General features: G+C 59.8%; 21 protein-coding genes and 1 tRNA gene. 4 read left to right on the forward strand and 18 right to left on the reverse strand.

The window, feature by feature from the left end; translation table 11 throughout:
- Positions 1–5 precede the first annotated feature (5 nt).
- The gene (locus HBO23_RS07885; RefSeq protein WP_170037506.1) at positions 6–827 is read left to right on the forward strand and encodes a hypothetical protein; all 822 of its coding nucleotides are present in this window, start codon (positions 6–8) and stop codon (positions 825–827) included.
- Here HBO23_RS07885 and HBO23_RS07890 read toward each other — a convergent pair.
- Positions 824–1,540 (reverse strand): tellurite resistance TerB family protein, encoded by a 717-nt coding sequence (locus HBO23_RS07890; RefSeq protein WP_170037509.1) that lies wholly within the window; start codon positions 1,538–1,540, stop codon positions 824–826. The genes HBO23_RS07885 and HBO23_RS07890 overlap by 4 nt on opposite strands.
- Positions 1,541–1,662: 122 nt before the next feature.
- Between HBO23_RS07890 and HBO23_RS07895 the strand changes: the two genes are divergently transcribed.
- Positions 1,663–2,190 (forward strand): DinB family protein, encoded by a 528-nt coding sequence (locus HBO23_RS07895; RefSeq protein ID WP_170037512.1) that lies wholly within the window; start codon positions 1,663–1,665, stop codon positions 2,188–2,190.
- A gap of 2 nt (positions 2,191–2,192) precedes the next feature.
- Here HBO23_RS07895 and HBO23_RS07900 read toward each other — a convergent pair whose 3' ends face one another.
- Positions 2,193–2,651, reverse strand: a complete 459-nt coding sequence (locus tag HBO23_RS07900; protein ID WP_017138845.1) for a GFA family protein — start codon at positions 2,649–2,651, stop codon at positions 2,193–2,195.
- Between the two features lie 184 nt (positions 2,652–2,835).
- Between HBO23_RS07900 and HBO23_RS07905 the strand changes: the two genes are divergently transcribed.
- On the forward strand, positions 2,836–3,117 hold the full coding sequence (locus HBO23_RS07905) for a hypothetical protein (protein WP_017138846.1): 282 nt from the start codon (positions 2,836–2,838) through the stop codon (positions 3,115–3,117).
- Between the two features lie 65 nt (positions 3,118–3,182).
- Here the strand turns inward: HBO23_RS07905 and HBO23_RS07910 are convergent, their stop codons facing one another.
- The 4 genes from HBO23_RS07910 to HBO23_RS07925 all read right to left on the reverse strand — a co-directional run bounded on the left by HBO23_RS07910 (position 3,183) and on the right by HBO23_RS07925 (position 8,247).
- On the reverse strand, positions 3,183–4,418 hold the full coding sequence (locus HBO23_RS07910) for a cytochrome c (protein ID WP_170037515.1): 1,236 nt from the start codon (positions 4,416–4,418) through the stop codon (positions 3,183–3,185).
- Positions 4,419–4,420: 2 nt separating this feature from the next.
- On the reverse strand, positions 4,421–4,960 hold the full coding sequence (locus HBO23_RS07915; RefSeq protein WP_017138848.1) for a (2Fe-2S)-binding protein: 540 nt from the start codon (positions 4,958–4,960) through the stop codon (positions 4,421–4,423).
- Entirely contained in the window at positions 4,953–7,784 is a 2,832-nt protein-coding gene (locus tag HBO23_RS07920; protein WP_170037519.1) for a xanthine dehydrogenase family protein molybdopterin-binding subunit, read from the reverse strand. Before HBO23_RS07920 ends, HBO23_RS07915 begins: the two co-directional genes overlap by 8 nt.
- A 376-nt stretch (positions 7,785–8,160) precedes the next feature.
- Positions 8,161–8,247: transfer RNA gene (locus tag HBO23_RS07925), tRNA-Leu, on the reverse strand.
- Positions 8,248–8,510: 263 nt separating this feature from the next.
- Here HBO23_RS07925 and HBO23_RS07930 point away from each other — a divergent pair.
- On the forward strand, positions 8,511–8,921 hold the full coding sequence (locus HBO23_RS07930; RefSeq protein ID WP_017138850.1) for a VOC family protein: 411 nt from the start codon (positions 8,511–8,513) through the stop codon (positions 8,919–8,921).
- A gap of 20 nt (positions 8,922–8,941) precedes the next feature.
- Here HBO23_RS07930 and HBO23_RS07935 read toward each other — a convergent pair whose 3' ends face one another.
- The 12 genes from HBO23_RS07935 to HBO23_RS07990 form a co-directional block, all read right to left on the reverse strand.
- Positions 8,942–9,487 carry a GNAT family N-acetyltransferase gene (locus HBO23_RS07935; RefSeq protein ID WP_170037522.1) on the reverse strand — a complete coding sequence of 182 codons (546 nt, stop codon included), beginning with the start codon at positions 9,485–9,487 and terminating at the stop codon, positions 8,942–8,944.
- Positions 9,488–9,568: 81 nt separating this feature from the next.
- A complete protein-coding gene (locus HBO23_RS07940) occupies positions 9,569–9,988 on the reverse strand; it encodes a hypothetical protein (RefSeq protein WP_017138852.1) in 420 nt (139 codons plus the stop codon).
- Between the two features lie 35 nt (positions 9,989–10,023).
- Complete coding sequence (locus HBO23_RS07945) at positions 10,024–11,148, reverse strand: fimbrial protein (protein WP_099549708.1); 1,125 nt, start codon at positions 11,146–11,148, stop codon at positions 10,024–10,026.
- Positions 11,145–13,730, reverse strand: coding sequence for a fimbria/pilus outer membrane usher protein (locus HBO23_RS07950; RefSeq protein ID WP_225932990.1), 2,586 nt, complete (start codon positions 13,728–13,730; stop codon positions 11,145–11,147). Before HBO23_RS07950 ends, HBO23_RS07945 begins: the two co-directional genes overlap by 4 nt.
- Before the next feature lie 33 nt (positions 13,731–13,763).
- Positions 13,764–14,510: a fimbria/pilus periplasmic chaperone gene (locus tag HBO23_RS07955; RefSeq protein ID WP_017138855.1), complete on the reverse strand. Its 747-nt coding sequence runs from the start codon at positions 14,508–14,510 to the stop codon at positions 13,764–13,766.
- A gap of 74 nt (positions 14,511–14,584) precedes the next feature.
- Positions 14,585–15,133, reverse strand: coding sequence for a fimbrial protein (locus tag HBO23_RS07960; protein WP_017138856.1), 549 nt, complete (start codon positions 15,131–15,133; stop codon positions 14,585–14,587).
- A 285-nt stretch (positions 15,134–15,418) separates the two neighbouring features.
- Positions 15,419–17,710 carry a transporter substrate-binding domain-containing protein gene (locus tag HBO23_RS07965; protein WP_169986157.1) on the reverse strand — a complete coding sequence of 764 codons (2,292 nt, stop codon included), beginning with the start codon at positions 17,708–17,710 and terminating at the stop codon, positions 15,419–15,421.
- Positions 17,710–20,100, reverse strand: a complete 2,391-nt coding sequence (locus HBO23_RS07970) for an ATP-binding protein (protein WP_262378168.1) — start codon at positions 20,098–20,100, stop codon at positions 17,710–17,712. The genes HBO23_RS07965 and HBO23_RS07970 overlap by 1 nt, the downstream gene beginning before the upstream one ends.
- Positions 20,097–20,762, reverse strand: a complete 666-nt coding sequence (locus tag HBO23_RS07975) for a response regulator transcription factor (protein WP_017138859.1) — start codon at positions 20,760–20,762, stop codon at positions 20,097–20,099. Before HBO23_RS07975 ends, HBO23_RS07970 begins: the two co-directional genes overlap by 4 nt.
- 134 nt (positions 20,763–20,896) lie before the next feature.
- A complete protein-coding gene (locus HBO23_RS07980; protein WP_170037525.1) occupies positions 20,897–21,562 on the reverse strand; it encodes a response regulator transcription factor in 666 nt (221 codons plus the stop codon).
- Positions 21,563–21,796: 234 nt separating this feature from the next.
- Positions 21,797–23,134 (reverse strand): EAL domain-containing protein, encoded by a 1,338-nt coding sequence (locus tag HBO23_RS07985; RefSeq protein WP_017138861.1) that lies wholly within the window; start codon positions 23,132–23,134, stop codon positions 21,797–21,799.
- 90 nt (positions 23,135–23,224) lie between these two features.
- The gene (locus tag HBO23_RS07990) at positions 23,225–24,943 is read right to left on the reverse strand and encodes a hydrogenase maturation protein (RefSeq protein WP_170037527.1); all 1,719 of its coding nucleotides are present in this window, start codon (positions 24,941–24,943) and stop codon (positions 23,225–23,227) included.
- Positions 24,944–24,951: the final 8 nt, after the last annotated feature.

A 24,951-nucleotide genomic window follows, 5' to 3' on the forward strand; every position in this document is an offset into this window, starting at 1 on the left:
GCATCATGCACAAAAAACACAGCCCTGACCGTCACGACGGGTTTGCCAAATATCGCGCGCGCCATTATCGCGGCGCTCGCCACACCCTGCTGTTGCTGCCACCGGCCAAGCGCCGCGCGCTGCAACGTAACCTGATCTTTATCGGCACCACACTGGGCCTTATTTTACTGATCGCGCTGTTTTCAAAAGCCCAGGCGGCCGGCGGTTCCTATGTGGTCGACGACGGCGGGATCAACGATCCGGGCGAGTGCAGCGTCGACGCCTGGTACACCGCCAACCGGCATCAAGGCAACATTCATAACCAGACGCTTAACCCGGCGTGTACCTTCAGCGCGCTACCTGCCGTGGAATGGAGTGCAGCACTGTCGCGCGCCAGCAATGCGGGGGATGCCGAGACGCAAATCAGCCCGCAGGTAAAGGCCCAAGTGTGGTCGCAGGAGGCGTTGGGGCTGCAAATCGCGGTGTCTGCCACCAGCCACTTTGCCCTGGACCGCCAGCATGCATTCGACGGCGCGGACTTTAATGTACCGTTGACCTGGCAACCGGTGCAGGCATTGCGCCTGAGCCTCAATGGCGGCTGGACCCATGCCTACAACGGCGGTGAACAAAACCACCGCCTGACGTGGGGCGCAGGCTTTGAGTACCAGTTGGCAGACGCGCTCACGCTGATCGGGGAGCGCTACGGCCAGGAAGGCGGCGACCAGGCTTGGCAGGCCGGGCCGCGGTTCCATGTGGGCAAACTGGTGGATGTGGATGTGGTGGTCGGGCAGAGCCTCACCGGTGATCACAACCAATGGTTGACCACCGGCGCGACCGTGCGTTTTTAAGGTTTTTTAGCTTGCTGCTCCAGGTGTAGTTGCAACTCTGGTTCGAGTCGCAACTGCGCCGCCAGTTCGTCTAGATAGCTGCGCTCCTTCGGCGCCTGGTCATTAACCAGCATCACGCTGGCCAGGTAGACCTCGGCCGCCATCGCCCCGTCACCGGCATATTCGGCAAAATCGGCGGCGTTCAGCGGCTTGGCGACTTCTTCGTCGAGCCACTGCTGCAATTGAGGGTCGTCGGTATGGCGGCCTATCTCGGCTGAGATCATTTGCTTCTCGTTGTCATCGATACTGCCGTCGGCCTTCGCTGCCGCAATCAGAGCGCGTAACACCGCATGGCTATGAGCTTCAGCTTCCGGACCATCAAGCTGGTCAACCGTCTGGATGGCTTGCTGCGGTGCGCTGGCCTGCTGGCGTTGCCAGGCCTGGTACGCCTGGAAAGCCGCCATGCCCAAGGAGGCCAATGCTGCGTAGTTCATCCCACCGGAGCGCGTTTGGGGGGTGCCACCTGCAGGTGCACCGCCCAACAATCCGCCCAGGCCACCTAATAAACCACCCAGCCCACCGCCTGCCGAAGCGTTGGTGCCGCTGGCGGAGCTGTTCAACAGGCCGCCCAGCAAACCACCCAGGCCGCCGAGCCCACCGCCCTGCGCACCGCCTGAGCCGCCGCCTTGCTGGCTGGCACGCAGCAGTTGTTCCAGTAAATTGCCGGTATTCATGGTGTCACTCTCCCGCAGCGTAATATTGGCGTTCAACAACCATAGCCCGCCTGCGCAGGAACACCAAGACCGCCGAGCGGGCACGCCTTATGATGGCCTCACCACGTTGAAGGAGAAACCTTGTGAACCGTCTTGAGCACATAGTGTTGATGGCTGACTACAACCAGTGGATGAACCGCAAAGTCTATGCCGCCGCCAGCCAGCTTACCGACGCAGAGCTGACCACGGACCGGCAGGCGTTCTTCGGCTCGATCCTCGGCACACTCAATCACCTGACGCTGGGGGACACGGTGTGGCTCAAGCGATTTGCCGAGCATCCGACAGGCTTTGCCCGGCTGGCGCCATTAACGTCGATTGCCACGCCCTCTGACTTGAAGCAACTGGCTTTCGCCAACCTGCGCGAGCTGGCGGCCCGCCGCACCTGGCTGGACCAACTGATCATCGACTGGGCCAACAGCCTGCGCGAGCCCGATCTGGACCAGCGCCTGCAGTACCACAACATGCGCGGCGTGGCGAACCACAAGCCGTTCTTCGCGCTGCTGGTGCATTTTTTCAACCACCAGACCCACCACCGAGGCCAGGCAACCACGTTGCTGACCCAGGCGGGCGTGGACGTCGGTGATACCGACTTGCTGGCCCTGATTGATTGAACTCAGCGGGCACTGAAGGTGGCGTAAGCCTGCATCAAGCGCGGGAAGTCCTGCGGCTCGGGCAGTTGCGCGAAGCTTTCGAGCGCCGGCGTCGCGGCCCAAGGCAGTTTTTCGCTGGTCCAGGTTTCCATGAACGGCACATAGTCGCGGGCGTTATCCAGCAAGGTTGCGCGCACATTGACGAACTCATCGATGCCATGGGGGCGCGTAAACAGCCAGCTCATGCAGTGCGGGCAGCAATAATGGCGGTCCACGCCGTGCAAGCCACCTATCACCGGGCAACCCTGGGTCACGGTGAAGCCTGCGGCCGGAATCAACGCGCTAAGGGAAAACGCACTGGCGGTCATCTTCTGGCAGCCGTTGCAATGGCACGCCATGGTGATTACCGGCGGCAAACTCACACTGAAACGCACCCGGTTACAACGACAACTGCCTTCCAGCGGCAAGGTTTCGACGCTCATCACTCACTCCTTTTCATGATTGTTGGCACCGCAGGGTAACGTGAACTGCCCCCGGAATAAAACCGAACGCCGCGCCGCCTGCGAGGTCACAACCCTGAGGGTGCGGGGTTGTTTGCCCGCGCCCTGCCCACGCGCCGCCGCTGCTTTATGGCCGCGCGTACCCCCATAAGAAGGAGACGCTTACATGGTCACTCACTTCAAGGTCGCCGGGCATCTGGCTTGCGGCCATCACGGCACCAACCTCACCTCCAGCACCGAGCTGAACCGAGTCAAATGCCGCACCTGCCGCAATACCGACGCCTACAAAGAAGCGCGCCGCACCCAGCGCAACGCTGCCCGCCGCTCCGCGCGCAAAGCCAAAACCCATACTGCCGTTGACTGGCGCAGTGCCTGGACGCAACGCCTCACCGACTTGCCTGGGCTGCAGCGCCTGCCACGCGGTTTCAGTGGGCAGCCATTTGTCTGAGCTGTTCAGGCGTTGAAAACAGATTAACCCGGTTCCCATCGGGATCCTGCAGCAGATGCTAGATGTCAGTGCGCCTTGTGCTCGGCTGGCGGTGCATCGGCCTGCAACTTCTGCACGTCGCTGACCGCCAGCTCCCTCGACTGGCCACCCCAACCCTGGCGCAGATAGTTGAGCAGGTCGGTCAGCTGTTGGTGATTGAGCTTGTCGGCAAAGCCCGGCATCGGTTGCATGCGCTCGAACCCGGTGAATTGCTGCTCGCCGATGCCGTCCTCGATCACCCGCAGCAGGTTGCGCGGGTCTTCCAGGCGCAGCGTGGTGTTGCCGCGCATGGCCACCGCGATGTGCGGCTTGCCCTCGCCGTTCGGCGCGTGGCAACCGGCGCAGACGTTCAGATAGTCCTGGCGGCCGCGTTGGGCGCTTGGGCTCATGGCGTCCAGCGACGTCTCGCTCAGCACCTTGGCCACCGGCGGTTGATCGCCCAGCAGGAAAGTCGCCATGGCGGCCAGGTCCGGATCGCTCAGGCCCTGGGTGCTGTTGTGGAACACCGGGAACATCTCATTGAACATCGTGCCCTGGGCACTCATGCCGTGCTTGAGGAACGTGCTCAGGTCCTGATGATTCCAGCCGCGAGCGGCCAGGTCATTGGCCAACAGGCTGGGTGCCAGATAGCCATTGAGCAGGCCGCCGGTCAGGCGTTTATCCTGCTGCATTGCGCCGGGCAAGCCCCGAGGCGTGTGGCATTCGCCGCAGTGGCCGAGCACCTCGACCATGTATTGGCCACGCTGGAATGCTTCACTTTTGCCCTCGGTCGGGGCAAGTTTTACATCCTTGCCGTAGAGCATGTTCCAGCCCATCAGGCCCAGACGAACGTTGAACGGAAAGCTCAGGCGGGTAACCGGCGCCGCACGCTCGATAGGCTCGATGGTTTTCAGGTACGCATGGATCGCGTCCGAATCTGCACGGGGCATCAAGTGGTACGAGGTGTACGGCATCGCCGGGTACAGATTCGCGCCGTCCCGGCGTTTGCCTTCAGTGAGCGCGGCGAAGAATTCGTCATCGGTGTACAGGCCAATGCCGCGCTCTTTGCTCGGGGTGATGTTGGTGCCATAGATGGTGCCGAACGGCGAAATGATTGGCAGACCGCCCGCAAACGGTGCGCCACCCGGTGCGGTGTGGCAGGCCATGCAGTCAGCGGCGCGGGCGAGGTATTCGCCGCGTTTGACTTGATCGTCCGCGTGCGCCAACACCACCGGCGCGGCCAGGCCAACCGCCAGCGCAAGACGGGAAAGTAGTTGCTTCATGCTTAACCCTCCTTGACCAGGCCGAGATCGGTCAGCACGTTGCGGGTCGCGTTGTAGTAACGCACGTAGCCGGTGCAGCGGCAGATGTGGTGGCCGAGGCTGTCCTCAATGACTTTTTCCAGCTGGCTTTTGACGATGGGCTGACGCTGCAGCTTCTCGACCAGCACGGTCGCGGCATTCACGAACCCCGGCGCGCAGTAGCTGCACTGGAAGGCGAATTCATCGACAAAACGCTGCTGGATCGGGTTCAGCTCAGTGACTTTACCCTGATCGTCGCGGGTTGCGTGGCCTTCGATGGTGCGGACTTTTTTGCCTTCGAAATAGTGTGCCCCCGTGATGCAGGTGCGTACTTCTTCGCTGGTGCCGTCCGGGTTGTCGACGATCACCACACAGGCGTGGCAAATGCCCTGGCCGCAGCCGAGGCGCGAGCCGGTGAGATTTTTGTATTCGTGCAGGTAATCGATCATCGGCAGGTCATCAGGGATGTCCACCGGGCCGACGGATTGACCGTTGAGGGTCAGTTGAAACGGACGGTTAGCCATTGAGGGCCTCCTTGATGCGCGCAGAAGTGATGGGCAGGTCGCGGACACGTTTGCCGATGGCGTGGGCCACGGCGTTACCGATGGCGCCGACAATCGGGATCATCACCACTTCGGCAATGCCCTTGGACGGGTCGCTCGGCGACAGCGGCGCCAGGATTTCGGCCGTCTGGTTCCACACCGCAACGTGGCGGGCCATCGGCAAACGGTAACGGTTGAAATTCCAGTCACCCTCCCCCGGCCCGCCTTCGTACAGCGGCATCTCTTCCATCAACGCATGGCCAATGCCCATGGCGATCCCGCCTTCGAGCTGACCCTTGACCAGCTCTTCCACCAGCACCCGACCGCACTCGACCCACGAGTGATGGTTGAGCACTTGCACGTCGGCGGAGCCCTTGTTCACTTTCAATTCCACCAGCGTCGCGACCGGGCTGTAGTAAGTCACCGCCGCGTTGTTCAACTGGGTGTCCGGGTAGTGGACGTTCTGGCGATCCAGCAGGTGGAAACCGTTGCTGGTCATTTGCGCCTGTTTCGCCTTCGGCGCGCCGTCGCCGTACTTCACGGCCAGGCCGTCGAGCGGCAGGCGTTCACGCACGCCGTCGATGCTGTAATCGGCCTCGGCCCAGCTCCAGCGGTTAAAGCCGTGCACGGTAGCGCCGGTCACCAGGCCTTTTTCATGGGCGTGTTTGGCCAATTGCGCAAAGCTCAGCGGCTGCATGCCGTTGGCGGTAAGTTTGCCGTCCACCCAATGCGCGTCTTCGCGGCGCACCACATACGGGTTGGCCTGGCCGCCGTAAGGGCCTTGGCCCCAGATCTGCAACGCCGCCGGCCACAGGCCGTGGTTGAACAGCACCCGAGAGGCTTCACGGGTGGCGTGGCTGAAGTAATACGCAGAATTGGTCGCCGACGAGGCCGACGCCAGTTTGCCGACCCAACGTGGGTTGCGCAAAAAACCATCCTGCTCGGCCTGGCTCATGACGTAAGGGTTGCCGCCCGTGATCAGTTGCAACTCTTCCCATTCGGTTTCGCCGGTCTTCACTTGCGTGGCCGGAATGCCGATGAAATCCGCCACCACCAGCGCTTGCGAGGTGGACATGCCGGTGCCGATTTCAATGCCGATATGGCGCAACGTCACGTGGCCTTCGGCGGTGAATTCGATGCTGGCCATCGGCGCCTCGGAACCGGTGCCGAAGTCTTTCTGGCAGATGGCAAAACCCACGCCATACCAGTTATCCGGGTCAGCGGCTTCGCGCGTCTTTTTGATTTGGTCGCGGTTTTTCCAGACGTCGTGGGCAGCCGCTTTGTCGAGAATCTCGTGTAAGCGCAACGCCCCGGCCGGCACCGCGCCCTGGGTGTTTTTCATGCCCGAGAGCATGGCGTTTTTCTTGCGCAGGTCGATGGCGTCGATGCCCAGACGCCCGGCGATTTCGTCGACCATCATCTCGGTCGAGGCCATGCTCTGCAGGGTGCCGTAACCGCGCATCGAACCCGCTTCAACCGCGCGGGAATGGTAGGCCGTGACCTGCAAATCGTTCTGCGGCATGTAGTAGATCGACTGCGCTGCCGTGGCGCCAACCGCCGCCACCGAAGGGCTGTAGTTGATCCGCCCGCCGCCATCGACGTTCATCTCGGCGCGAAAAATCTGGAAACTGTGATCGTTCTTGTCCACCGCCAATTGGTAGCGGATGTCGAACGGGTGACGCTTGATGCCACTCTGGAACTGCTCATAGCGGTCGTTGGCCAGGCGCACCGGGACACCGGCGCCATACAACGCGGCGAGGGCTGCGTAGTAGACAAAAATGTTGTGGTCCTTGGAACCGTAACCGACGGTGTAGCCCGGGTGCATGTTCAGGTTCGCCAGGCCGAAGCGCGATGGCGCGATCATTTTTGCGGTTTCGGTGGCGGCTTCCAGAGGGCACTGAGTCGCGACGACAAAGTGCAAGGTTTTGGTGGCCGGGTCGTACCAGCCGTTGCCGTTGTCCGGTTCCATCGCCGCCGGTTCGATTGACGGGGTTTTGTAGCGCTCGTCGAACACCAGCCAGTTGTCGGGCGGCGCGTCGATTTGCTGCTGCATCCGGTCGGCGTAAAACAGCCCGCGCTCGGTCAGGTTGCCGTGCAGGTCCGGCTGGGAATTCCACACCGGGCGACGGTTTTTCAGCATGGGGAACAGGATCGAATCCTTGAGGCTGGCGAATTCATCCTCGTCCGCCGAGGTCGCACCGCCGACGCGCACGTAGCGAAAGCTGCCGTATGGGTCACGTTCGTAGTACGGCACCTGGGCGCCGTAACGGATGGCTTTGTCATTGAATTTGAGTTTGGCCTTGGCCTGGCGGAAACGCTCGAAGTCGTTCCAGATCAGGATCGCCACAGGGTGACCGATGAACATCGGCACCTTGCCTTCCGGCAGCAGTGGATCCGGCGCGTGTTCTTCCGGGAAGACGATACCGTCCTTGTCCAGGTCGGCGGCGGTCACAATGCGGTCAGGCTGCAAGTCGGCACCGAGCCACGACAGATCGTAGCCGGCGTAGATGCGATCGGCCTTGGTTGTTTTCAGCAACATGGCGTGGCCCTGCTGCTGTGGCCAGCCCGGCATGTCCTTGGCGCGGATGTCGCGGGCAAAGACCTTGCTCCCGCAGACCTTGGACAAGGCGTCGTTACGCGAGCGCGCCTTGCCGTTGTTGCCCAGCCACTGCTCGGACGGCACGGTCACGCTGTTTTCCATCAAGGCAGCCAGCGCCTGGGTGCTGAGCGGTGTAAGCGTCACGCTCACACCCGCCACCAGCCCGCCCTGAAGGAACGAGCGCCGGGAAATATCACGGTTGGACATGGATCATCCTCTGGGCGGTTATGGGTCCGCCCTTTTAGTTATGTTCTGGGGGTCTCGATCCTTGCAGGAGCGCTTTCGCTGGAAACAAAAGGCTGGAGTTGACAGTGCAAAGCTGACCGAAAGGTTAACTTTATAGGTTTCTGCGCCTGCCGCAAACAATCTGTTACAAAAACCGAACAAAGAATCAACGCGTTGCCGCTTTGCTCTGAGTAAAAGCAAAGGTCGCGAAGGATCAGGGGAATGTCAGGAGGGATACACACGCAAAAGGATCGGCAAACAGGTCATGCCGACAAAACGAGCGGTGGAGTTTTCTAATTTGGGGGAGCACAAACGAAAAAGGGCTCGCATGAAAAATCATGCAAGCCCTTGATATCTATGGTGCCCGAACCCGGAATCGAACCGGGACGCCCTTACGAGCGGGGGATTTTAAGTCCCATGCGTCTACCAGTTTCGCCATTCGGGCGGTAGCGCGGTGTTGCAGGGTTGGGAATATATAGACCCCGGCGCTTGGATGCAAGGTCGAGGCGCACCTTTATCGTGCTCATCCTGAGCTGAAAAACCTTGTCAGATCAGTGATCTACGCAGCCAACCTGGCATTGCACCAAGCGGGTTGGCTGACTGTCCTGGGCCGATGCCACGGGTTAAATGCAGCACTCGTTTTCCAGAATCAGCTAAGTTGAAGACTTTGGCGACACCAAAACCAATGATCAAACAGGAATGATCGCAATGCGCACCTTTTCAATCCAACATATAGATCATGTCGTTTTACGCGTGAAAGACATCACCCGCAGCCTGGCGTTTTACACCTCGGTACTGGGCTGTGAGGTCAAAAAGCGCCGTGACGACCTCGGCATGATCCACCTGAGTGCCGGGACGTCCCTGATTGACCTGGTCGATGTGAACGGGTCGATCGGTCGTGAAGGTGGGGAGCCGGCGGGCAAGCAAAGGCATAATGTCGATCACGTCTGCCTGAGGGTTGAGCCTTTTGATGAATCCGCGATTCTCAACCACTTGGCTGAGGCGGGTGTGTTTGCGGAAAAGGCGCAGAAGCGCTATGGCGCAGACGGGACAGGTTGGTCGATCTATTTCAATGACCCGGATGATAATCGGATCGAGCTCAAAGGCCCTGCCATTTAGGCTGGCGTCAGGTTTTGGTTTCAGCTGCCTGTTTCGGCTCGCTCAAATGCAGCTCGCTCAACTTTATAAAAACGATTCTCTTGCGAACGCCCAGCGAACGTTTTTACCGAAGTATGCGAAAGCTGCCCGCCGATTTTCTCCATTGCCCGTTGCGAGCGAATGTTGTCGGTGCCGACGTGGAACCATACGGTATCGACCCACTGAAAGGCGTGCTTGAGCATCAGTTGCTTAAGCTCGCCATTGGCCCCGCCGCCCCATTTTTCACGGGCCAGAAACGTGTAACCGATGGCCACCTCAGTTTGCGGCTCACTGAAGTCGTAGTAACGAGAGCTGCCCACCACCCTGTTGCTCTCAAGGTCGATTACCACCAGTACGCTGGGGGATGCCAGCGCCTGCTCGAACCATTCGCGAAACACCGGTTCCTGGTAGCGCGTGGGGCTGGGGTGCTGGGCCCAGATCAACGGGTCGCAGGCGACGCCATACAGGGCCTCGAAATCCCCGGTTTCCAGCGGGCGCAGCTCAAGTAACACACCCTTGATGGAGAGCGGTATGGGTAGCGATTGCATCACTGTACTCCAGGCGCTGACAGTGCCAGATCATCGCGCATGGGCGATGGCATTCGCAACAACCGGTGAGCCACCGTGAAGCTACACCCCCACTTCTCTGTTGCGTGCAGTGGCCACAAGGCTGGGATCAACCCTGGCCATGAGCTGGGTGAGCGTGTCGAGGTCCGGCAACGGCAATGCACTGATCAATACCTTGTCCTGACGGCACACCAGAAACGCCGGGATACCCGATTGCCTTTCATCGTAGATCATTGCGTAACGCACGTACGGGTTGTCCATGCAGAACGAAAACAGATCAAATTTCACGCCTTTCACCAGTGAAGCGTTGATGATCAGCAGGTCCAAGGGTTCGCAGTCATACTCCAGCGCGCTTAATACCTCCTCCAGCCGGTGCATCGGCGCAATCCGGTAGTAACCCAGATGGTTCAGGGCACGCTCGATCCTCAACCGGGAGAAATGCTGGTCATCTGCGATCAGAATCCTGAGTGCTTTATTTGGCATCTTTCGCATCCTCGCGATTAGTCTTACGTACTCCATCACTGATAAATAATCGTAAACGTTGCCGACGCGTTGGCCGGCCCCGGCGTGACCTTGGACTGGGTTTGCAGATAACGTGCGCGCAACGGGATTGAATAGCTGCCCTCGGTCGCTCGCAGGGCCAGGCCACTGTTTTGATTCGTCGCTAAAGGCAAGCCGATTCCGTTAGGGGTTGCGACCTGCACACCTACGCCTGTGGCGGCAGGTGCACTGCCGCCCGTTGTAGAGTCGAGGCTCAGCACGCCATTGCCGCCGTTGATCGCAGTCCGCGACGGGTCGACGCGATATTGCAGGGTGTTATTGACCACGGTGCCAGGCGTGCTGCTGCCGGAGGGTGAATTGCCGCTCTGGGAAATCCAACCGGGACCTGTGGTCCTGAAGGTCCCCGTAAACGCCGGGCAATCATTTAATCGAATGGCAAAATCGACCCAGGCGCTGGCAGTGTTGACTCCCGTAAATGTCTTGGTCTGATGTGTACCCATAGGGACGTTCACATCCGGCGTGCTGCAGGTGCGCGAGACAATCTGGATAGTGCCGGAGATACCCATTTTGAAGCCCAGCATTCTGGCGTCGCCAAAACTGCCAAATAGGCTCACGGTCGGCAACGTATTACCCACCAATACACCCGGTGCCACATCGCCCAGTTTGATTAATATCAATTCAAAATTGGAAGGTCCGTCAAACGGGACCAGGCACCGCCAGCCCGGCGTACACGAGGTCCAAATTTTGCTCGTTGCCCTTGGCAGAGGGCCGCCCGTGCTAGTGAAGGCGACCCCTAGTCCTTGAATGCTGGTTCTGTAGACTTTGTTGGCATACACCCCGCTGGTGACGTTGGCCAGGCCATAGCCCGAATCAACCGTAAACTCGGTCGACTGTTCATATGGGGCATACAGGCACTCCAGCTTTACCGCCTGGCCCGCGGCCATGCTGAACTTCTGTCGATAAACTTCGGCGCCTACCGGCACATCGCGCCCGACGGTGATCGCCGATATTTGCAACGGCATGGAGCCATTCGCTGGCTGGATGCCATTCATGTAGGTGCAGGTTACCGCCATGGCCGTGTTGGCTGCAGCCCACAACGCCATAACTGCCAATCCCGAGTTGATCAAAGCCCTGATGTTCATAACGGTACCTTTTGCATAGTGTTGGGCCGCACGCGGTCAGCGACCTGTTTGCCTGCCGCACACACGGCGTCCAGCTGCTGCAACTGCTGGCCCTCGCCCGGGCCCGGTGGAATGACCAACGCACACTGCTGGTGCGCTTTGCTGCCCCAATTGATCAGCAACTGGCGGGTGTCCGGCTTGATGCGTGCGTAGAGCTGACCGCCCTGCCCGACCACGCCCACCGTGGCGCCTTCGCCGTCCGTTACGCCGGCACCGAACGGCAAACTGTTGCCATCGTCCAGGCGCACATTGAGCAGTACTGCCCGCCCCTGGTTGGTGGTGTATTTGAGGTGCACTACGGCGCCGGCACGCGGCGCGACCTGCTGGCTGGTTTCGTTGAATTCAACGTCCAGGGAACTGCCGATCGGGTCGATGGCGACCTCGTTCAATTCATAGGGGCGCAAATACGGCACCACGGCGTTACCGCTTGCATCAAGCCTCAGACCTGGATAGCCCGACACCTTGGCACCCTGCGCACCCGGCGCGCTGATCACCGCCATGGTCTCGCCACGATAAGGCGTCATGGTCATACCGTCGGCATGGGCCACCAGCGTGCCGCTGGCACCCACGGAAGCACTGGTGTAGCCGTCGCCACGCCCCAGTGCGGCACTGAGCATCGCCCTGGCACCGGTGTACTGCCCGTTGAGCGCTACACTTTTGCTATTGCTGCCACCGTCATGCCCGAAGGTTGCGCCGTAGCCGTACTGGCGATCGTCGCCCGCGGTGCCGCTGATGCCGGCCTGCTCGCTGTAGTTGCCGCGCGTGTCACGGCCAACCTGCGCCGTCACCTGTGGGCCATAACCAGACCCACCAAACTCCAGGGGCATGCTCATGGTCAGCAGGAAGCTGTTCTCCATATCGCCCAGGCCCATGCGGCTGCGATTGGCGTTCACGCTGAAACTCACGCGATTGAATTGCTTGCTGTAGCTGAACTGGTACTGCACATCACTGCCCGGCTGGTTCCAGTAATTCTGCGCATAGCCGCTAAGAGTCACTTGGCCCCAAGGCCCCAACGTCTGGTCTGCGGTGATGGACAGGCGGCTGCGCGGGCGTCCGAACATACGGGTGTCCCAACCATTTTTCTCGGCATCCACCAGTTGCACGGCATTGCTGAAATCCAGGTAGTCACCGGTAGAAAAACGGTAAGCCGCCACCGAGAAGTTGCTGCCGGTACTGAGTACATTCTTGCTATAGGACACACGCATGCTCTGCCCTTTGGCCGTCCCGGCAGCCAGCTCGGTCTGTGCGTGAGTCACGTCCACCGCCATGGCGCCGATGGGCGTGCCAAACGCCAGGCCCGTGAGCAGCGCCGTGTAGTGGTCGCTCGACTGCAGGCCACCGAAGCCTGTGAACGTGTTGTTCAGGCCATATTGCAGCGTGCCTTGCAGCACGCGTGCCTGTTGGTCGACAAAGTTGTTGCGGGTTTCACCGGCGGTGAAGCTGAACCGCGAGGTACCGGGGCGCAACAACTGGCTGACCGAGGCATAGGGCACGATAAAGTTTTGCTCGGTGCCGTCTGCCTCGGCAACGCTCACGTTAAGGTCTCCGCCGTAGCCGGTGGAGTACAGGTCATCGATCACGAAAGCACCCGGCGCTACGGTAGTCTCCAACAGGACGTTGCCGGCCTGGCGAATGGTCACGCGGGCGTTGGTGCGGGCAATGCCGCGGATGACCGGGGCATAACCGCGCATGGAATCAGGCAGCATGCGGTCATCGCTGGCCAACTGCACGCCGCGAAAGGACAAGGTGTCGAAGATCTCGCCGCTGGTGTTGGACTCCCCCACCGTCAACTGGCTTTTCAGCGCCGTCACATCACGTTGGGCGTAGGTGTCCAGAGCCTGGTACTTGTTGCCCTGGCGCGACTGCCAGCTCATCGACGCGTTGTGGCGCAGGCGCCAGTCACCCAGATTAAGGCCCGCATTAAGGCCCATGAACGCCGAGTCATAGTCGCCCGTGCGGGTGCGATTACGGTTGGCGTTGAAGGTATAACTGAGCATGCCGGCGGTCACACCGCGGTCCCATAACTCAGGGCTGACGTAACCCCGGGAATTACGCTTCAAGGCGGCCTGAGGAATGCTGAGGTCGAGCGCCTGGTTCTCCGGTGAAAAACTCGCACTGGCACCTTGGATCAAACTGCCCAAAGACACGCAGCCTGTGGTGTCCAGCGGTTCGGACAGCTTGGACATGTCCACGCCCTGACGTTCAAGCAAGCCATGGTCCATGCACACCACCGGTTTGCTGCCGTCGGGCTGGGCCTCAATGCGAATGTCCTGGCGGCTGTTCAACTGGCCGTTGAGCAACACATCGGCGCGGTATTGCCCCGGCGTCACCGGGTTGCCGGTCTGGTATTTACCCAGGTCGAGGTTACGCGAGTCCTCAGGCAGGAATGCGTCGTTGAACTGCACCTCTTGCGCCAATGCGCCCTGTATTCCCCATGCACCAGGCGCGATGGCCAGCACCTTGAGCACCAAGGCTGTAAGCGGATTCAAGGCAAAGCGAGGCTGCGCCCGCAGGGCAAGCCTGGAGCTGGAAGAGGTTTGCATAATTAACTCGCGTGTAAAGACGTCAGGAGTTGATCAAGGCTTGAGTGCTTTCCGAGTCGGGATCAGCGCGCCGTAATCGTTGATGGCGTTGAACTCCACTTGGGCATCGGCGGCAGGCCGAGTCTTGAGAGTCGGCAGCGGGAACTGTCGGGTTTCACCCGGAGCGACCATGCCGTCCTCACTGCGAGCACGTACTGAGCCCGACACCAGTTCCAGTTCAACCAGCGACACGTAAAAGGCCGACGGGTTGAACGCCTGCAAAGCCAGGCCCAAGCCATCACGGCTGGAAACCACTTGCCATTGCACCTGTTCAATCGCTTCAGTGGCGGTTCCGGGCAACTCGGTGGGGCGATAGAACAGCTTGATCCGCGAGCGAAATGCCATTTGCAGGGTGTTAAGGTCCTCACCCGCCTCGGGCTTGGGCGGAATTTCCAGCACGTTCAGCCAGAACACCGACTCCTTGTCCGAGGCCAACGCCGCCCCCGTGAACAATACCCGCAGGCTTTGGCCTTTGGCCGGGTCGATACGTGCCACCGGCGGCGAAAGCAGAAACGGTGCCTTGGAGCTGGTGGGCGTGGACTCGACACTGCCAGTATCGATCCAGGCTTGCATCAGTGCAGGCTGCGTGCCGTTGTTATTGAGTTTGACGGTGACTTCCTTCTGGCCAGCCGGGTAGATCACCCGCGTGCCGGTAATCACCACGCCCGCAATGGCTTGGGCGCTTGCCAGGGCCAGAAGGCTTGCCAGCAGCAACTGTTTGAGTGGAAGTTTGCAAGGCATGACAGTGTCCCATCGCCGCCAGAAAACACGCCCTTTTATCGACCACACAGGGCGTGTGTTCATTGGCGAGCGACTTACTGATAATTAATGGAGTACGTCACGTTACTGATAACGGTGCCCGGCGTAGTTGCGGCCTGGGCGTAGTACTGGACGGCGTAAGGCAGGTCGGCACTCAGTGTTGTTGTATCGATGCTGATACGGCTGGTAGACGCCACTTGCCCGGTGTCACCGGCTTTGATGGCTTTACCATTTGAGGCGTCAACCAATTGCAGTTGCGCCTTGGTGGCGGTGCCGCTCAAGTTCTTCAAGTTGCCGCTGGCCGGGTCCACCGAGCCACCTGCTTCAAAGAACGCAGAGGCGGTTTTAAGCGCCGCAGAGCACTTGCTCAGTTGAATGCTGAACCCGGTCTGGCCCGCCACTTGGCCCTGTGCAGCCAGCGAAGCGGTCGAAATCGTCGGCAGCGTGACGGTGCTGCCTGCTGAGCCTGCCGCGCCATTGACTGCGACTTGGCAAGTTTCGGCTTTCAGTTCACCGTTGAAGTTGATAGTACCGTCCGACGCCATGGCGGCGGAGGTGGCAGTGGCGGCGACCAGTACAGCGAGGACGCGGGCTTTGTAATCCATGAGTAACTCCAAGAGCGCAAGATGCTGAGTAGAGAGTGAGTTCCCTGTTGCAGGAGAACTGCTGTGTTGTTGCGGAGTTAAGTGTAAGGAAGTCACCGAACTGTCCAAATAGGACTGCTCCGAAAAAGCAACTAAGCCCCGCAGATTTTAATTAATTAACTTGGCGATGGCCGCGCAAAAAAAATTCAATCTACCGAGGAGGGTTTTTATTCTGCAGACAACTTTATGGTCAATAGGAGTGCTCCTAAAAACAACGCCGTCACCCCAATAATTCAAGGGCAACACTCAAGCGCTTAATGCTGCCCACTGTTCAACCATACGGCTGAGATGACCGGCAATAACGACAGTTGGCCAGGCTGTTTTATCCTGCAAGGCCGCATCGATCAGGTCAGCCGTGGTCGCGATGTCTATCCACCCCGCCACTAGCGCGGCAGCCTGCAGGTTATGCGCGGCGAGCAACGCCAGGCTGCGATCACGCAGGGCTGCCGCCTCAAGCAAGCCGCCAAGCTGTTTGCGCAGTATTTCAGGCCCGGAAGTACTCGGCGCCGATGAGGGTTGCAGCAAGTTGACCTCGCACCACAGTTCAATGGTTTCGCGTAGAAGGCCCTCGCCAATGGGTTTGCTCAGCGCGCCATCCATACCCGCTTCAAAGCAGCATTCCAGCATGTCATTGCCGGTAAGCTGTGAGACCGCGATGATCGGGCAGTGTGTACGCTGTCGCTGGCTCTGCACCTGCCTGAATTCACCGGCCAGTTTATAGCCAGCGCCTGCTGGCAGGTCGCAGTCGATAAGTATCAAATCAACCTGGTGTGCATTGAAAAACCTTAAACCCTGGTTGGCATCGTCCATTGGTAAGGGATGGCAACCTAACGCGCGCAGCTGCGTCACCAGCCCTTGCTGGTCGACATTGGTGCCCCCCACCACCAACACCGTCAAGCCCACAGGTTCGTCGGGCGAAGGCATCACCTGCGCAGGTGAATCAAGCGGCGCAGCCCATTCAACCGGCAACCTCACACCCACGCGGGTGCCTTTGCCCTGGAGGCTGCTGAGCGTCAACTCGCCCCCCATCAACTGCACTAACCGCTGGCAGATCACCAACCCCAGCCCGTTACTGCCACTGGCACGCGCGGATGAACTCAGCAATGAGGCGTGTGCCTGGTCGGACAACCCGATCCCATTGTCGATGACCTCAATCATCAGGTGGTGATCGCCCTCAAGCACCTGAAGCCGAATCTCTACATGGCCCCTGTCGGAGAACTTGATGGCATTGACGATCAGGTTGCGCAAGACCTGCGCCACGCGCAGTTCATCCAGCAATAACGGGGCGTGCAGGTGCTCACCCGTTACCGTCAGTTCAAGGCCTTTTGCCTCGGCAGACGCGCGCTGGCTGTCCACCACGCGCTGGACCAGCACACCCAGGTCCACGGCTTCCACATTCAGCGTCAATTGCCCGGCCTCCATCCTGGAGATATCCAGCACATCGTCCACCAACCGCAACAGGGTATTGGCGCCGTTGTTCGCAAGGGCCGCAAAGTGATGTTGCTGTTCGTCAAGTGCGGTGTGCTCCAGCAACTCAACAGCGGCCAGTATTGCGTTCATGGGCGAACGGACTTCGTGGCTCATAACCGCCAGGAACATCGCCTTCTCCCGTTCGTTATGGATGGCGCGCCGGCGTTGCACGCGGCTTTGCCACACCAGCGTGATGAGTATCAGCACGCTGCTGAGCAGCAACCACAACTCACTTTTGTAGTGATCAAGGATGGCCTTGATGGGCGGGATATCGAGGTTCATGTCCGCGAACCAGGCATCGTAGATCGCCTGGCGCTCATCGCCCGAAATGGACCCCAGTACCTTCTGCAGAATCGATAGCAAAATCACGTCGTTGTCGCGCACCGCCATGCTTACCCCAGTACGCTGCTCGGGCACCACACCGGAAACCTGCAGCACGCCCTGGTACTGGCGAGACAGATACGGGATCAGCAACCACTCCGAAGCAATGGCGGCGTCCGCATCGCCGTCCTTGACCATTGCCATCATGTCGATCGCGTTCTGGGCCGAAATGATCGTGATGCCCGGCGCCCGCTCACGCAAAAACGCCGAATAGCCTTCACGCCCCAGCATCACCAGGCGTTTGCCGGCGAGCTGGCCCAGTTCGGCAAACGGCTGGTCGTCAAAACGGCTGATAAGGATGGTCGAGCTGGTGTTGTAAGGCGCGGTATAGAGAACGCCGCGATCTTCAGCAGGGTCGTCCGACCGGCGCCGGGTGGACAAGATATCCACCTCACCACTGAGCAGCATGTCTTTGCGCGCACTGCGTGAGGTAGTCGGCACAGACTTGAAACGCAGCCCCGTACGCCGTGCGATCAAGTCCAGGTACTTGGCCGACAGCCCTCGCAGTTCGCCACCGCTGATGTACTCAAAGGGCAACAGGTTATCGAACACCCCCACACGCAATACCGGGTGGGCTGCAATCCAATCGAGTTCCTGTGGTGTCAACGCCAACGCCGGCGCGTTGGCTTGCGCAACACACAGACCAATCTGGCCCATCAGCGCCAACACCGCCAACAAGCGCCACATCAAGGCAGCATCCGGTGCGAACGAGTGGCAGGCAGTGCATCAACCTGCCGATCGCCGCCCAGGTCACGCCATTGCTGGAGCAGCAACCGCAAAGCCTGCGCATACGCCGGGTCATCCCATCCCGACTGCGCGCGCAGCAGGTTCTGCAGGTTTTCGGCAGCCTGACCCATCGCCGACCATTCCATGATCAGCGCTGCGCCGTGCAAACGGTGGGTCACGTGCAGAGCGGAGGAGCGATCACACAGCGCAAGCGCTTTGGTCAGGCTGCCCAGGTCAGCGGCCACTTCGCGATTGATCCCGGCCTGGTCCAGCACAGGGGCCATCAGGTTTAACCGAGGGTCTGCCAGTGTGACGTCGCACCAACGCTCAATCACCCCGCGCAATGGCTCCAGGCGAATAGGCTTGCTCAACACCGCGTCCATTCCCGCCGCCAGGCAGCGCTGAAGATGTTGCTCACCGGTCAAGGCAGAGATGGCAATGATCGGGCAACGCAGTCGGCCCACCTGCTGTTCGAATCCGCGCAGTTCGCGGGTCAGGCTGTAGCCATCCTGGTCCGGCAGATCACAGTCCATCAGGACCAGGTCGTAACGGGTATGCACAAACAAGGCGCGGGCTTGGGCGGCATCGCCGGCTATCACCGGCAGGCTGCCGAAGCTGTTGATTTGCGCGCCCAACACCTGCTGGTTCGCCCGGGTGTCCTCCACCACAAGGATCTGCAATGCTTTGCCAGCGTTTGCCGTTAATGGCGCCTCTGCCGGTTGCGATGCAAGGGGTTGCGGGGCGTTTATCACGGGCAAGCAGATCGTCACCGTGGTGCCCGCGCCCGGCGCGCTCTTGAGCGTCAACGTCCCGTGCATCAAGTTGACCAACTGCTGGCAGATCACCAGCCCCAAGCCTGAGCCGCCCGCGCGTTTGTATGACTGGCTATGCTGCGCGTAGGGTCGAAACAACGACGCCTGAACCGCCGCCGAAATGCCGATGCCGGTGTCGCGGACCTCGATCTGCAAGCGGCCGTTGCTCGCGTCCAGGCCAACCTGGCGCACGTCGATATCAATACTGCCCGCATCGGTAAACTTGATCGCATTCGAGAGCAGGTTATGCAGGATTTGCGTCAGGCGCGCACTGTCGAGCATCAACAGGGGCAACGCCTCTTGGATATGCGCATTGAGCTCCAGGCGTTTTTCCCTGGCCCGCAGGCGATGCAGCCCGACGACTGCCTGCACCAACGCTGTCACATCGGTCGACTCGACCTTCAGGCGTTTCGGCTTGACCTGCGACCCGGAGGTTTCAAGGACATCGTCCAGCAAATGCAGCATCGCGTCGGCGCCACTATTTGCCAGCTGGGCAAAGTGGCGTTGTTGCTGATTGAGCCGTGTGTGCCCCAGTAACTCCATCGCCGCCAGCACTGCGTTCATGGGCGAACGTATTTGATGGTTCATGACCGCCAGGAACATGGATTTTTCTTGTTCATTGCGCAACGCCCGCCGGCGCAACCGATGACCGCGATAGACCAGCGCGCAAAGGCTGGCCAACGCCAACACGCCGAGGATGAACACATGCGCATAATGATTGACGATGTTTGACAGGGACGGCACGTCCACTTCCAGGTCGTGATACCAATTCTCATAGATATCATTGCGCTGCTCCGCCGTTATGGAGCCCAGTACCTTTTCAAGTATGGAGCGCAACATGAGGTCATCAGCGCGCACGGCCATGCTCACATCCAGCATCTGGCTGCCGACCACGCCGGAAACTTCCAGCACGCCCTGGAATTGTCGATACAGGTAAGGCATTAAAAAGGTTTCCGAGGCCACTACCGCATCGGCCTTGCCCTCCTTCACCATGGTCAGCATCTGCAGGGCCGAGGTGCTTCTGATCAGATGGGACTTGGTCGCCTTGTCCCGGAATATCGTCTCGTAATATTCCACATCGGGAATCATCACGTTTTTGCCCTGTAGTTGTTCAAGGTCGAAGACACCCGGGCTGTCGACACGCGTGACGATGATGGGCGAAGTGGTGTGGTAAACCAGCGCAACAATGCCCTGGGTCGCAGGCTCAGAGCGAAAGCGCAAGTATGAGGACAGCAGGTCCACCTGCCCTGCCAGCAGCATGTTTTCGCGTGCGGCCATTGTATTTCCGGGCACGTAGCTGAAACGAAGGCCCGTAGCGGCCGTCACGAACTGCAAATACTGCATGGACCGCCCGCGCAGTTCTCCACCGCTCATGTATTCGAAGGGAATCAAGCCCTCCACCACCCCGACGCGCAACACCGGGTGCAGTGCTATCCACTGCAGTTGCTCGTCGCTCAACGCGACGGCACCCGCACAGACGAGCGGCGAGCCCAGCACAATCAGCGCCAATAGCACTGCCCTCCACAACCCGATTGTCATGGCGTGCCGATGAGTTTATTCAGCTTGAACAGCTCATTGTTCGAGGTGACCCCAAGCTTGCGAAACGCTGCGGTTTTCTGGGTGCTGATGGTTTTGATGCTGCGGTTGAATTTCTCGGCAATCTCACTCACCGTCATGCCCGCCAGGTAACAGCGAATGACTTCCTGCTCACGGCTGGTCAACTCCGCCTGGACCAACGCGTCAGGCGCATCGCCACGGCCTTGGCCAGTATCGCTGGTCACCGTCTCCGCCAGGCGGTAGGTCATGTCGGTACTCAGGTACACCGCACCCGCCGCCACCTTGCGGATGGCCTTGACCAACTGCGCCATTTCTTCACCCTTGCCGACAAAGCCACGGGCACCGACACGCATGGCCAGGCTGACCGTCGCCGGGTCGTGATGCGTGGACAAAACAAGGATATGACAGCTGGGAAATTTGACCCGCAAGGCGCGGATCAGTGAGACCCCGTCCAGCTCGTCAGGGTTCAGGGAGAAGTCCAGCAGCAGCAGGTCTGCTGGCGCCGAGGCGAGGCCGGCGATCAGGTCGCGGCTGCGCGCATAAATGCCAACCACTTCAAAGTTCGCCTCGGCCGCCAACGTGGCGGCTAGCCCGTGTCGAACAACTGCGTGATCATCCAGCAAAGCAATACGTATTGGTTTCATCGTGATCGACCCACTCGGCACAACGCTGTCGGAATACTGGGATACCCCACCGCTACAACGTTCAACCCGTCTTTGAGTATAAGCAAGGATCGGTAAATCACACCCCGCTCGTTCCCGGGTGTCGGAAACCAGGATCAAATACCATCAATAATGTGTTTGATCCTGAACAACTCATTGTTCGATACCACGCCCAACTTGCGAAACGCCGAGGCTTTTTGTGAGCTGATGGTCTTGATGCTGCGATTGAATTTTTCGGCGATATCGGTAATGGTCATACCCGTCAAGTAACACCGAATCACGTCCTGTTCACGCGCGGAAAGGCTGACAAAACGCAAGGCTTCATCGCGGTTCTGCTCGTCACCGATATGGTTCACCGCCGTCGCTTCGGCTACCCGGTAGGCCATGTCCGGGCTCAGGTAGACCTCCCCGGATGCCACCAACCGAACCGCACTGATCAACTGGTTGATATCTTCACCCTTGCCAAGAAACCCGCGCGCGCCGACACGCAGGGCCAGGATCACGGTGGCGGCATCGTGATGCGTGGAGAACATCAGAATGCGGCATTGCGGGTACTTCACTCGCAACGCACGAATCAACAAGATGCCGTCCAGTTCACTGGGCCCGAGCACGAAATCCAGCAACAGCACATCGGCGGGCAGCAACGCGAGCCCGGCCATCGCTTCACGGCTGCGGGCGTAGACACCCACCACTTCAAAATCAGGTTCCTGCTGCAATCGATTGATTAACCCGTGCCGCACGATTGCATGATCATCGAGCAAAGCAATTCTTAAGCATTTCATAACGTGGAAGGCACTCTTTATAACGAGCAAAAGGATGAGGCCTGCAACATTCTCATCTTTAGTAAGTTCTCGTCATCGCAGACGAACCTATAAAATCAACGGCATCCGTGATATTGAACAATCGCACATAACACACATAACAACAGCCAAACCAACTCAGCAACCGATAGTTCTTAAACAGTGAGCGGATGCGAAAGTTAATGCACGGGCACTCATTCGGGTATCAGATCACTCCTAAAAGCGCTCAGCACCCGCACTATTTTCCCGCTGAATAACAAAGTTCAAGAAATCGTCCATTTCCATTGGGCGAGCCAACGCGTAACCCTGCCCCACTCGGCAACCCAAACGATAGAGCAACGCAATCGTCGACTCGTCTTCGATGCCCTCAGCCACCAAATTCAAACTGAGCAGTCGCGCCCAATTGACAATACCGGCAATGACTTTGCGTGAAGACGAGTGCTGTTCAACCCCACGCACAAACGATCCGTCGATTTTCATCTCATCAAACGACAGGTTCGCCAACAGGTTCAACGTAGCAGCGCCCGTGCCGAAGTCGTCCATCGATACCTGGAACCCCTTGGCCCGAATCGCCGTCAACGAGGCGGATAGGTAGAGCTCATCCGGTTCGGGTACATCTTCAGTAAGCTCGATTTTCAGCAGCCGGTTCGGCAGGCCGGCCTGGCGCATCCGCGCAGCCAGGCGCTCGGAGAAATCGGGGGTGCAAATGGTTTTAGCCGACGCGTTTACAGCAATGGGAATCCCGATATGTTCGCGTTTGAGCGCGAGCATGGCCTTGATCGTCCACATCTCCACCAGGCTGAACAGCAGCAGGTCCAGGCCCAAGCGGTTGACCAAGGGCATCAATACCGAAGGGGGGATTTCCCCAAATCGTGGATGCTTCCAACGCACCAGCGCTTCGGCCCCCACGATACGCCGGCTCAGCAGCTCAAATTGCGGTTGGAACACAAAACGCAAGCCCTCGCCTGTGGTCAGCGCGTTGATCACCTCATCTTCGGCCAAGTCATCAAAAGTGTTCATATTCAGCCTTGCATCCGGCTGCGCGCGCGTCAGCACGACCGCGCGCAAGGCGTCGCCCAGCGCCAGGGTTGCGCCTTCGCGCAGGATTTGCACGGAGATCCCCGCCGTTCGCGCCAACCGCGCATGGGACTCCAGCGCACTGACCGCAACCCCGCCCATGTACTTGATCCAGAGCGGGCTTGCAGGCGTTTTACGGGTCACGTCGACCTCGCCCGCGGGCGCGTCCAAGGCCGTCTCTCCGGTCCAGAAGATGCAGGGCAACCGGGCCAGTGTGCCTGCTTCGTGCAGCCCCCTGAGCAGGCTCGGCAACATCAGCCCATCACCGCACTCTGGGCGAATTTCGCAGACAATGACGTCGATCGGGGACTCGCGCAGCCAAGCCTCAACGGCGCTCAAGGTGCCAATATTGGCAATCGGAGTTACCCCCATGCTGCTCAAGGCGAAGGCGAGCCGATGCGCACAGGCAGCATCGGATGCCAACGTGACGACACGTAGCGCGCTGAACTCGTTGGGCACGACGGCATTTTGGATCATGACAAAAATTTCCCGAGATTGTTTCAGGAAAAAAGCTTATCAGCGCCAAAACAGAAACAAATAGGACTGGGACTAAAACCGCAGTACCGCTCAGTCGACCAGTTCGCCCTTACGCGCCAACGCCCACGGCGCAATCAACCGTTGCGGCGTCTGGCAGGCTTTACGCTTGAACACAAAGTTGCGGCACTTCTCGGCAAACTGCTGGCGGTTGTGCACCATGTCCAGTTCCATCTGGGCCAACTCGTTTTGGCGGCAGCGATCCATTGGCTCAAGGTCGATAGTGGCTTTGCGCATGCGTTGCGCGGCGTATTTCTCATCGCTCAGCGCGCCTTGGGCCGCTTGCAGCAACCATGCACTGAACGCAGTCGGGCAACGTGGCCCAATGTCCTGCACCATGCCCCACTGCTGTGCCTGAATGGCGCTGATCGGCAGGCACTCTTCAGTGAGCTTATGGGCAATTTCACTGCCCACCGCACGCGGCAGGCTGTAGGTCCAGTATTCGGAGCCATACAGGCCCATGCTCTTGTAATGCGGGTTGAGCACTAAGCCGGCACGGGCGAAGACGATATCGGCCGCCATGGCCAGCATTACACCGCCGGCACCGGCACTGCCGGTCAGGCCGCTGACCACCAGTTGCCGGGCGGTCAGCAGTTCCTGGCACACATCATCGATCGCCTGGATATTTGCCCAAGCCTCCAGCCCCGGCACGGGTGCGGCCTGGATGACGTTGAGGTGTACGCCGTTGGAAAAGCTGCCGCGCCCGCCTTTGATCAGCAGCACCTGGGTGTTCCGTGCCTTGGCCCAGCGCAGTGCAGCGACCAGCCGCTGGCATTGTTCAGTGCTCATGGCGCCGTTGTAGAACTCGAAGGTCAATTCGCCGACATCGCCGCATTCACGGTAGCGAATCGGTTGATAGGCCTGTTCATTGAAGGCTTGGTGGGCAATTGAGCTGTCCAGCACGGGCACACGCGCCAGGCGCCCGGCCAACACGTGACGGGCCGGCAACTTGAAGGTTTCCTCGCCTGGCTGGGCCTTGCGTTTAAGTGAGCCGACCCACACGCTCTGATCGCCGGCTGCGACCAATACCGCATCATCCTGTACCGCGAGCATTTCACCCGGCAGGCCCCGGCGTGCATCCAGGTGCGCGTCGTACAAGTAGTACTGCTCGCCTTGGATGCTGGCCAACACACCCGGCTGGCCGTCGGCGGCGTCGATGCTGCGTTTGATGAAGCCCGCGCAGTCGTGCCAGCTGAAAGCACGGTCTACCTGCTTCATGTTCGGCTGCAAGCGCCCGATAACGTTGGGCTGCGTGTAATCCAGTGGCGCAGGGAGCACACCACGGGTGAATTTTTCCACCACGTCGCGAATACAGGTGATCGCAGCGTCACTCACCAGGCCGTTGTACAACTCGGACTTTCGCACCTCGGCGGGCATGTCGAACTCACAGCTCGACCAGACCGGCCCTGCGTCCATCTCCTCCACCGCCTGCAACGCGGTGACGCCCCAGCGACGGGCCTGCTGGGTGATGGCCCAGTCCAACGCGCTGGCGCCACGGTCACCGACAATACCCGGATGAATGATCACCACCGGGCGGTCGAGGTTGCTCCACAACTGCTGCGGCACGCGGTCCTTGAGAAACGGGCAGATCACCAGGTCGGCGTCCGCCGCCTCGATTTGCCGGCACACCGTGGCTTCATCGGTGAACAGCACCACGCTGGGGTCGAAACCAGACTGGCGCAAATCCAGCCAGGCCCGTTGGGTCAAACCGTTGAATGCAGAGGACAACAAGATGATCTTCAGTGATCGCATGGCAGACT

The organism is Pseudomonas sp. WS 5532, assembly GCF_012985445.1.
Lineage (GTDB): Bacteria > Pseudomonadota > Gammaproteobacteria > Pseudomonadales > Pseudomonadaceae > Aquipseudomonas > Aquipseudomonas edaphica.

What these genes read in the sequence shown, in the direction of transcription:
- HBO23_RS07885 (WP_170037506.1), top strand. Translation starts at nt 6, where the DNA reads ATGCACAAAAAACACAGCCCTGACCGTCACGACGGGTTTGCCAAATAT.
- HBO23_RS07890 (WP_170037509.1), bottom strand. Translation starts at nt 1,540, where the DNA reads ATGAATACCGGCAATTTACTGGAACAACTGCTGCGTGCCAGCCAGCAA.
- HBO23_RS07900 (WP_017138845.1), bottom strand. Translation starts at nt 2,651, where the DNA reads ATGAGCGTCGAAACCTTGCCGCTGGAAGGCAGTTGTCGTTGTAACCGG.
- HBO23_RS07905 (WP_017138846.1), top strand. Translation starts at nt 2,836, where the DNA reads ATGGTCACTCACTTCAAGGTCGCCGGGCATCTGGCTTGCGGCCATCAC.
- HBO23_RS07910 (WP_170037515.1), bottom strand. Translation starts at nt 4,418, where the DNA reads ATGAAGCAACTACTTTCCCGTCTTGCGCTGGCGGTTGGCCTGGCCGCG.
- HBO23_RS07915 (WP_017138848.1), bottom strand. Translation starts at nt 4,960, where the DNA reads ATGGCTAACCGTCCGTTTCAACTGACCCTCAACGGTCAATCCGTCGGC.
- HBO23_RS07920 (WP_170037519.1), bottom strand. Translation starts at nt 7,784, where the DNA reads ATGTCCAACCGTGATATTTCCCGGCGCTCGTTCCTTCAGGGCGGGCTG.
- HBO23_RS07930 (WP_017138850.1), top strand. Translation starts at nt 8,511, where the DNA reads ATGCGCACCTTTTCAATCCAACATATAGATCATGTCGTTTTACGCGTG.
- HBO23_RS07935 (WP_170037522.1), bottom strand. Translation starts at nt 9,487, where the DNA reads ATGCAATCGCTACCCATACCGCTCTCCATCAAGGGTGTGTTACTTGAG.
- HBO23_RS07940 (WP_017138852.1), bottom strand. Translation starts at nt 9,988, where the DNA reads ATGCCAAATAAAGCACTCAGGATTCTGATCGCAGATGACCAGCATTTC.
- HBO23_RS07945 (WP_099549708.1), bottom strand. Translation starts at nt 11,148, where the DNA reads ATGAACATCAGGGCTTTGATCAACTCGGGATTGGCAGTTATGGCGTTG.
- HBO23_RS07950 (WP_225932990.1), bottom strand. Translation starts at nt 13,730, where the DNA reads ATGCAAACCTCTTCCAGCTCCAGGCTTGCCCTGCGGGCGCAGCCTCGC.
- HBO23_RS07955 (WP_017138855.1), bottom strand. Translation starts at nt 14,510, where the DNA reads ATGCCTTGCAAACTTCCACTCAAACAGTTGCTGCTGGCAAGCCTTCTG.
- HBO23_RS07960 (WP_017138856.1), bottom strand. Translation starts at nt 15,133, where the DNA reads ATGGATTACAAAGCCCGCGTCCTCGCTGTACTGGTCGCCGCCACTGCC.
- HBO23_RS07965 (WP_169986157.1), bottom strand. Translation starts at nt 17,710, where the DNA reads ATGTGGCGCTTGTTGGCGGTGTTGGCGCTGATGGGCCAGATTGGTCTG.
- HBO23_RS07970 (WP_262378168.1), bottom strand. Translation starts at nt 20,100, where the DNA reads ATGACAATCGGGTTGTGGAGGGCAGTGCTATTGGCGCTGATTGTGCTG.
- HBO23_RS07975 (WP_017138859.1), bottom strand. Translation starts at nt 20,762, where the DNA reads ATGAAACCAATACGTATTGCTTTGCTGGATGATCACGCAGTTGTTCGA.
- HBO23_RS07980 (WP_170037525.1), bottom strand. Translation starts at nt 21,562, where the DNA reads ATGAAATGCTTAAGAATTGCTTTGCTCGATGATCATGCAATCGTGCGG.
- HBO23_RS07985 (WP_017138861.1), bottom strand. Translation starts at nt 23,134, where the DNA reads ATGATCCAAAATGCCGTCGTGCCCAACGAGTTCAGCGCGCTACGTGTC.
- HBO23_RS07990 (WP_170037527.1), bottom strand. Translation starts at nt 24,943, where the DNA reads ATGCGATCACTGAAGATCATCTTGTTGTCCTCTGCATTCAACGGTTTG.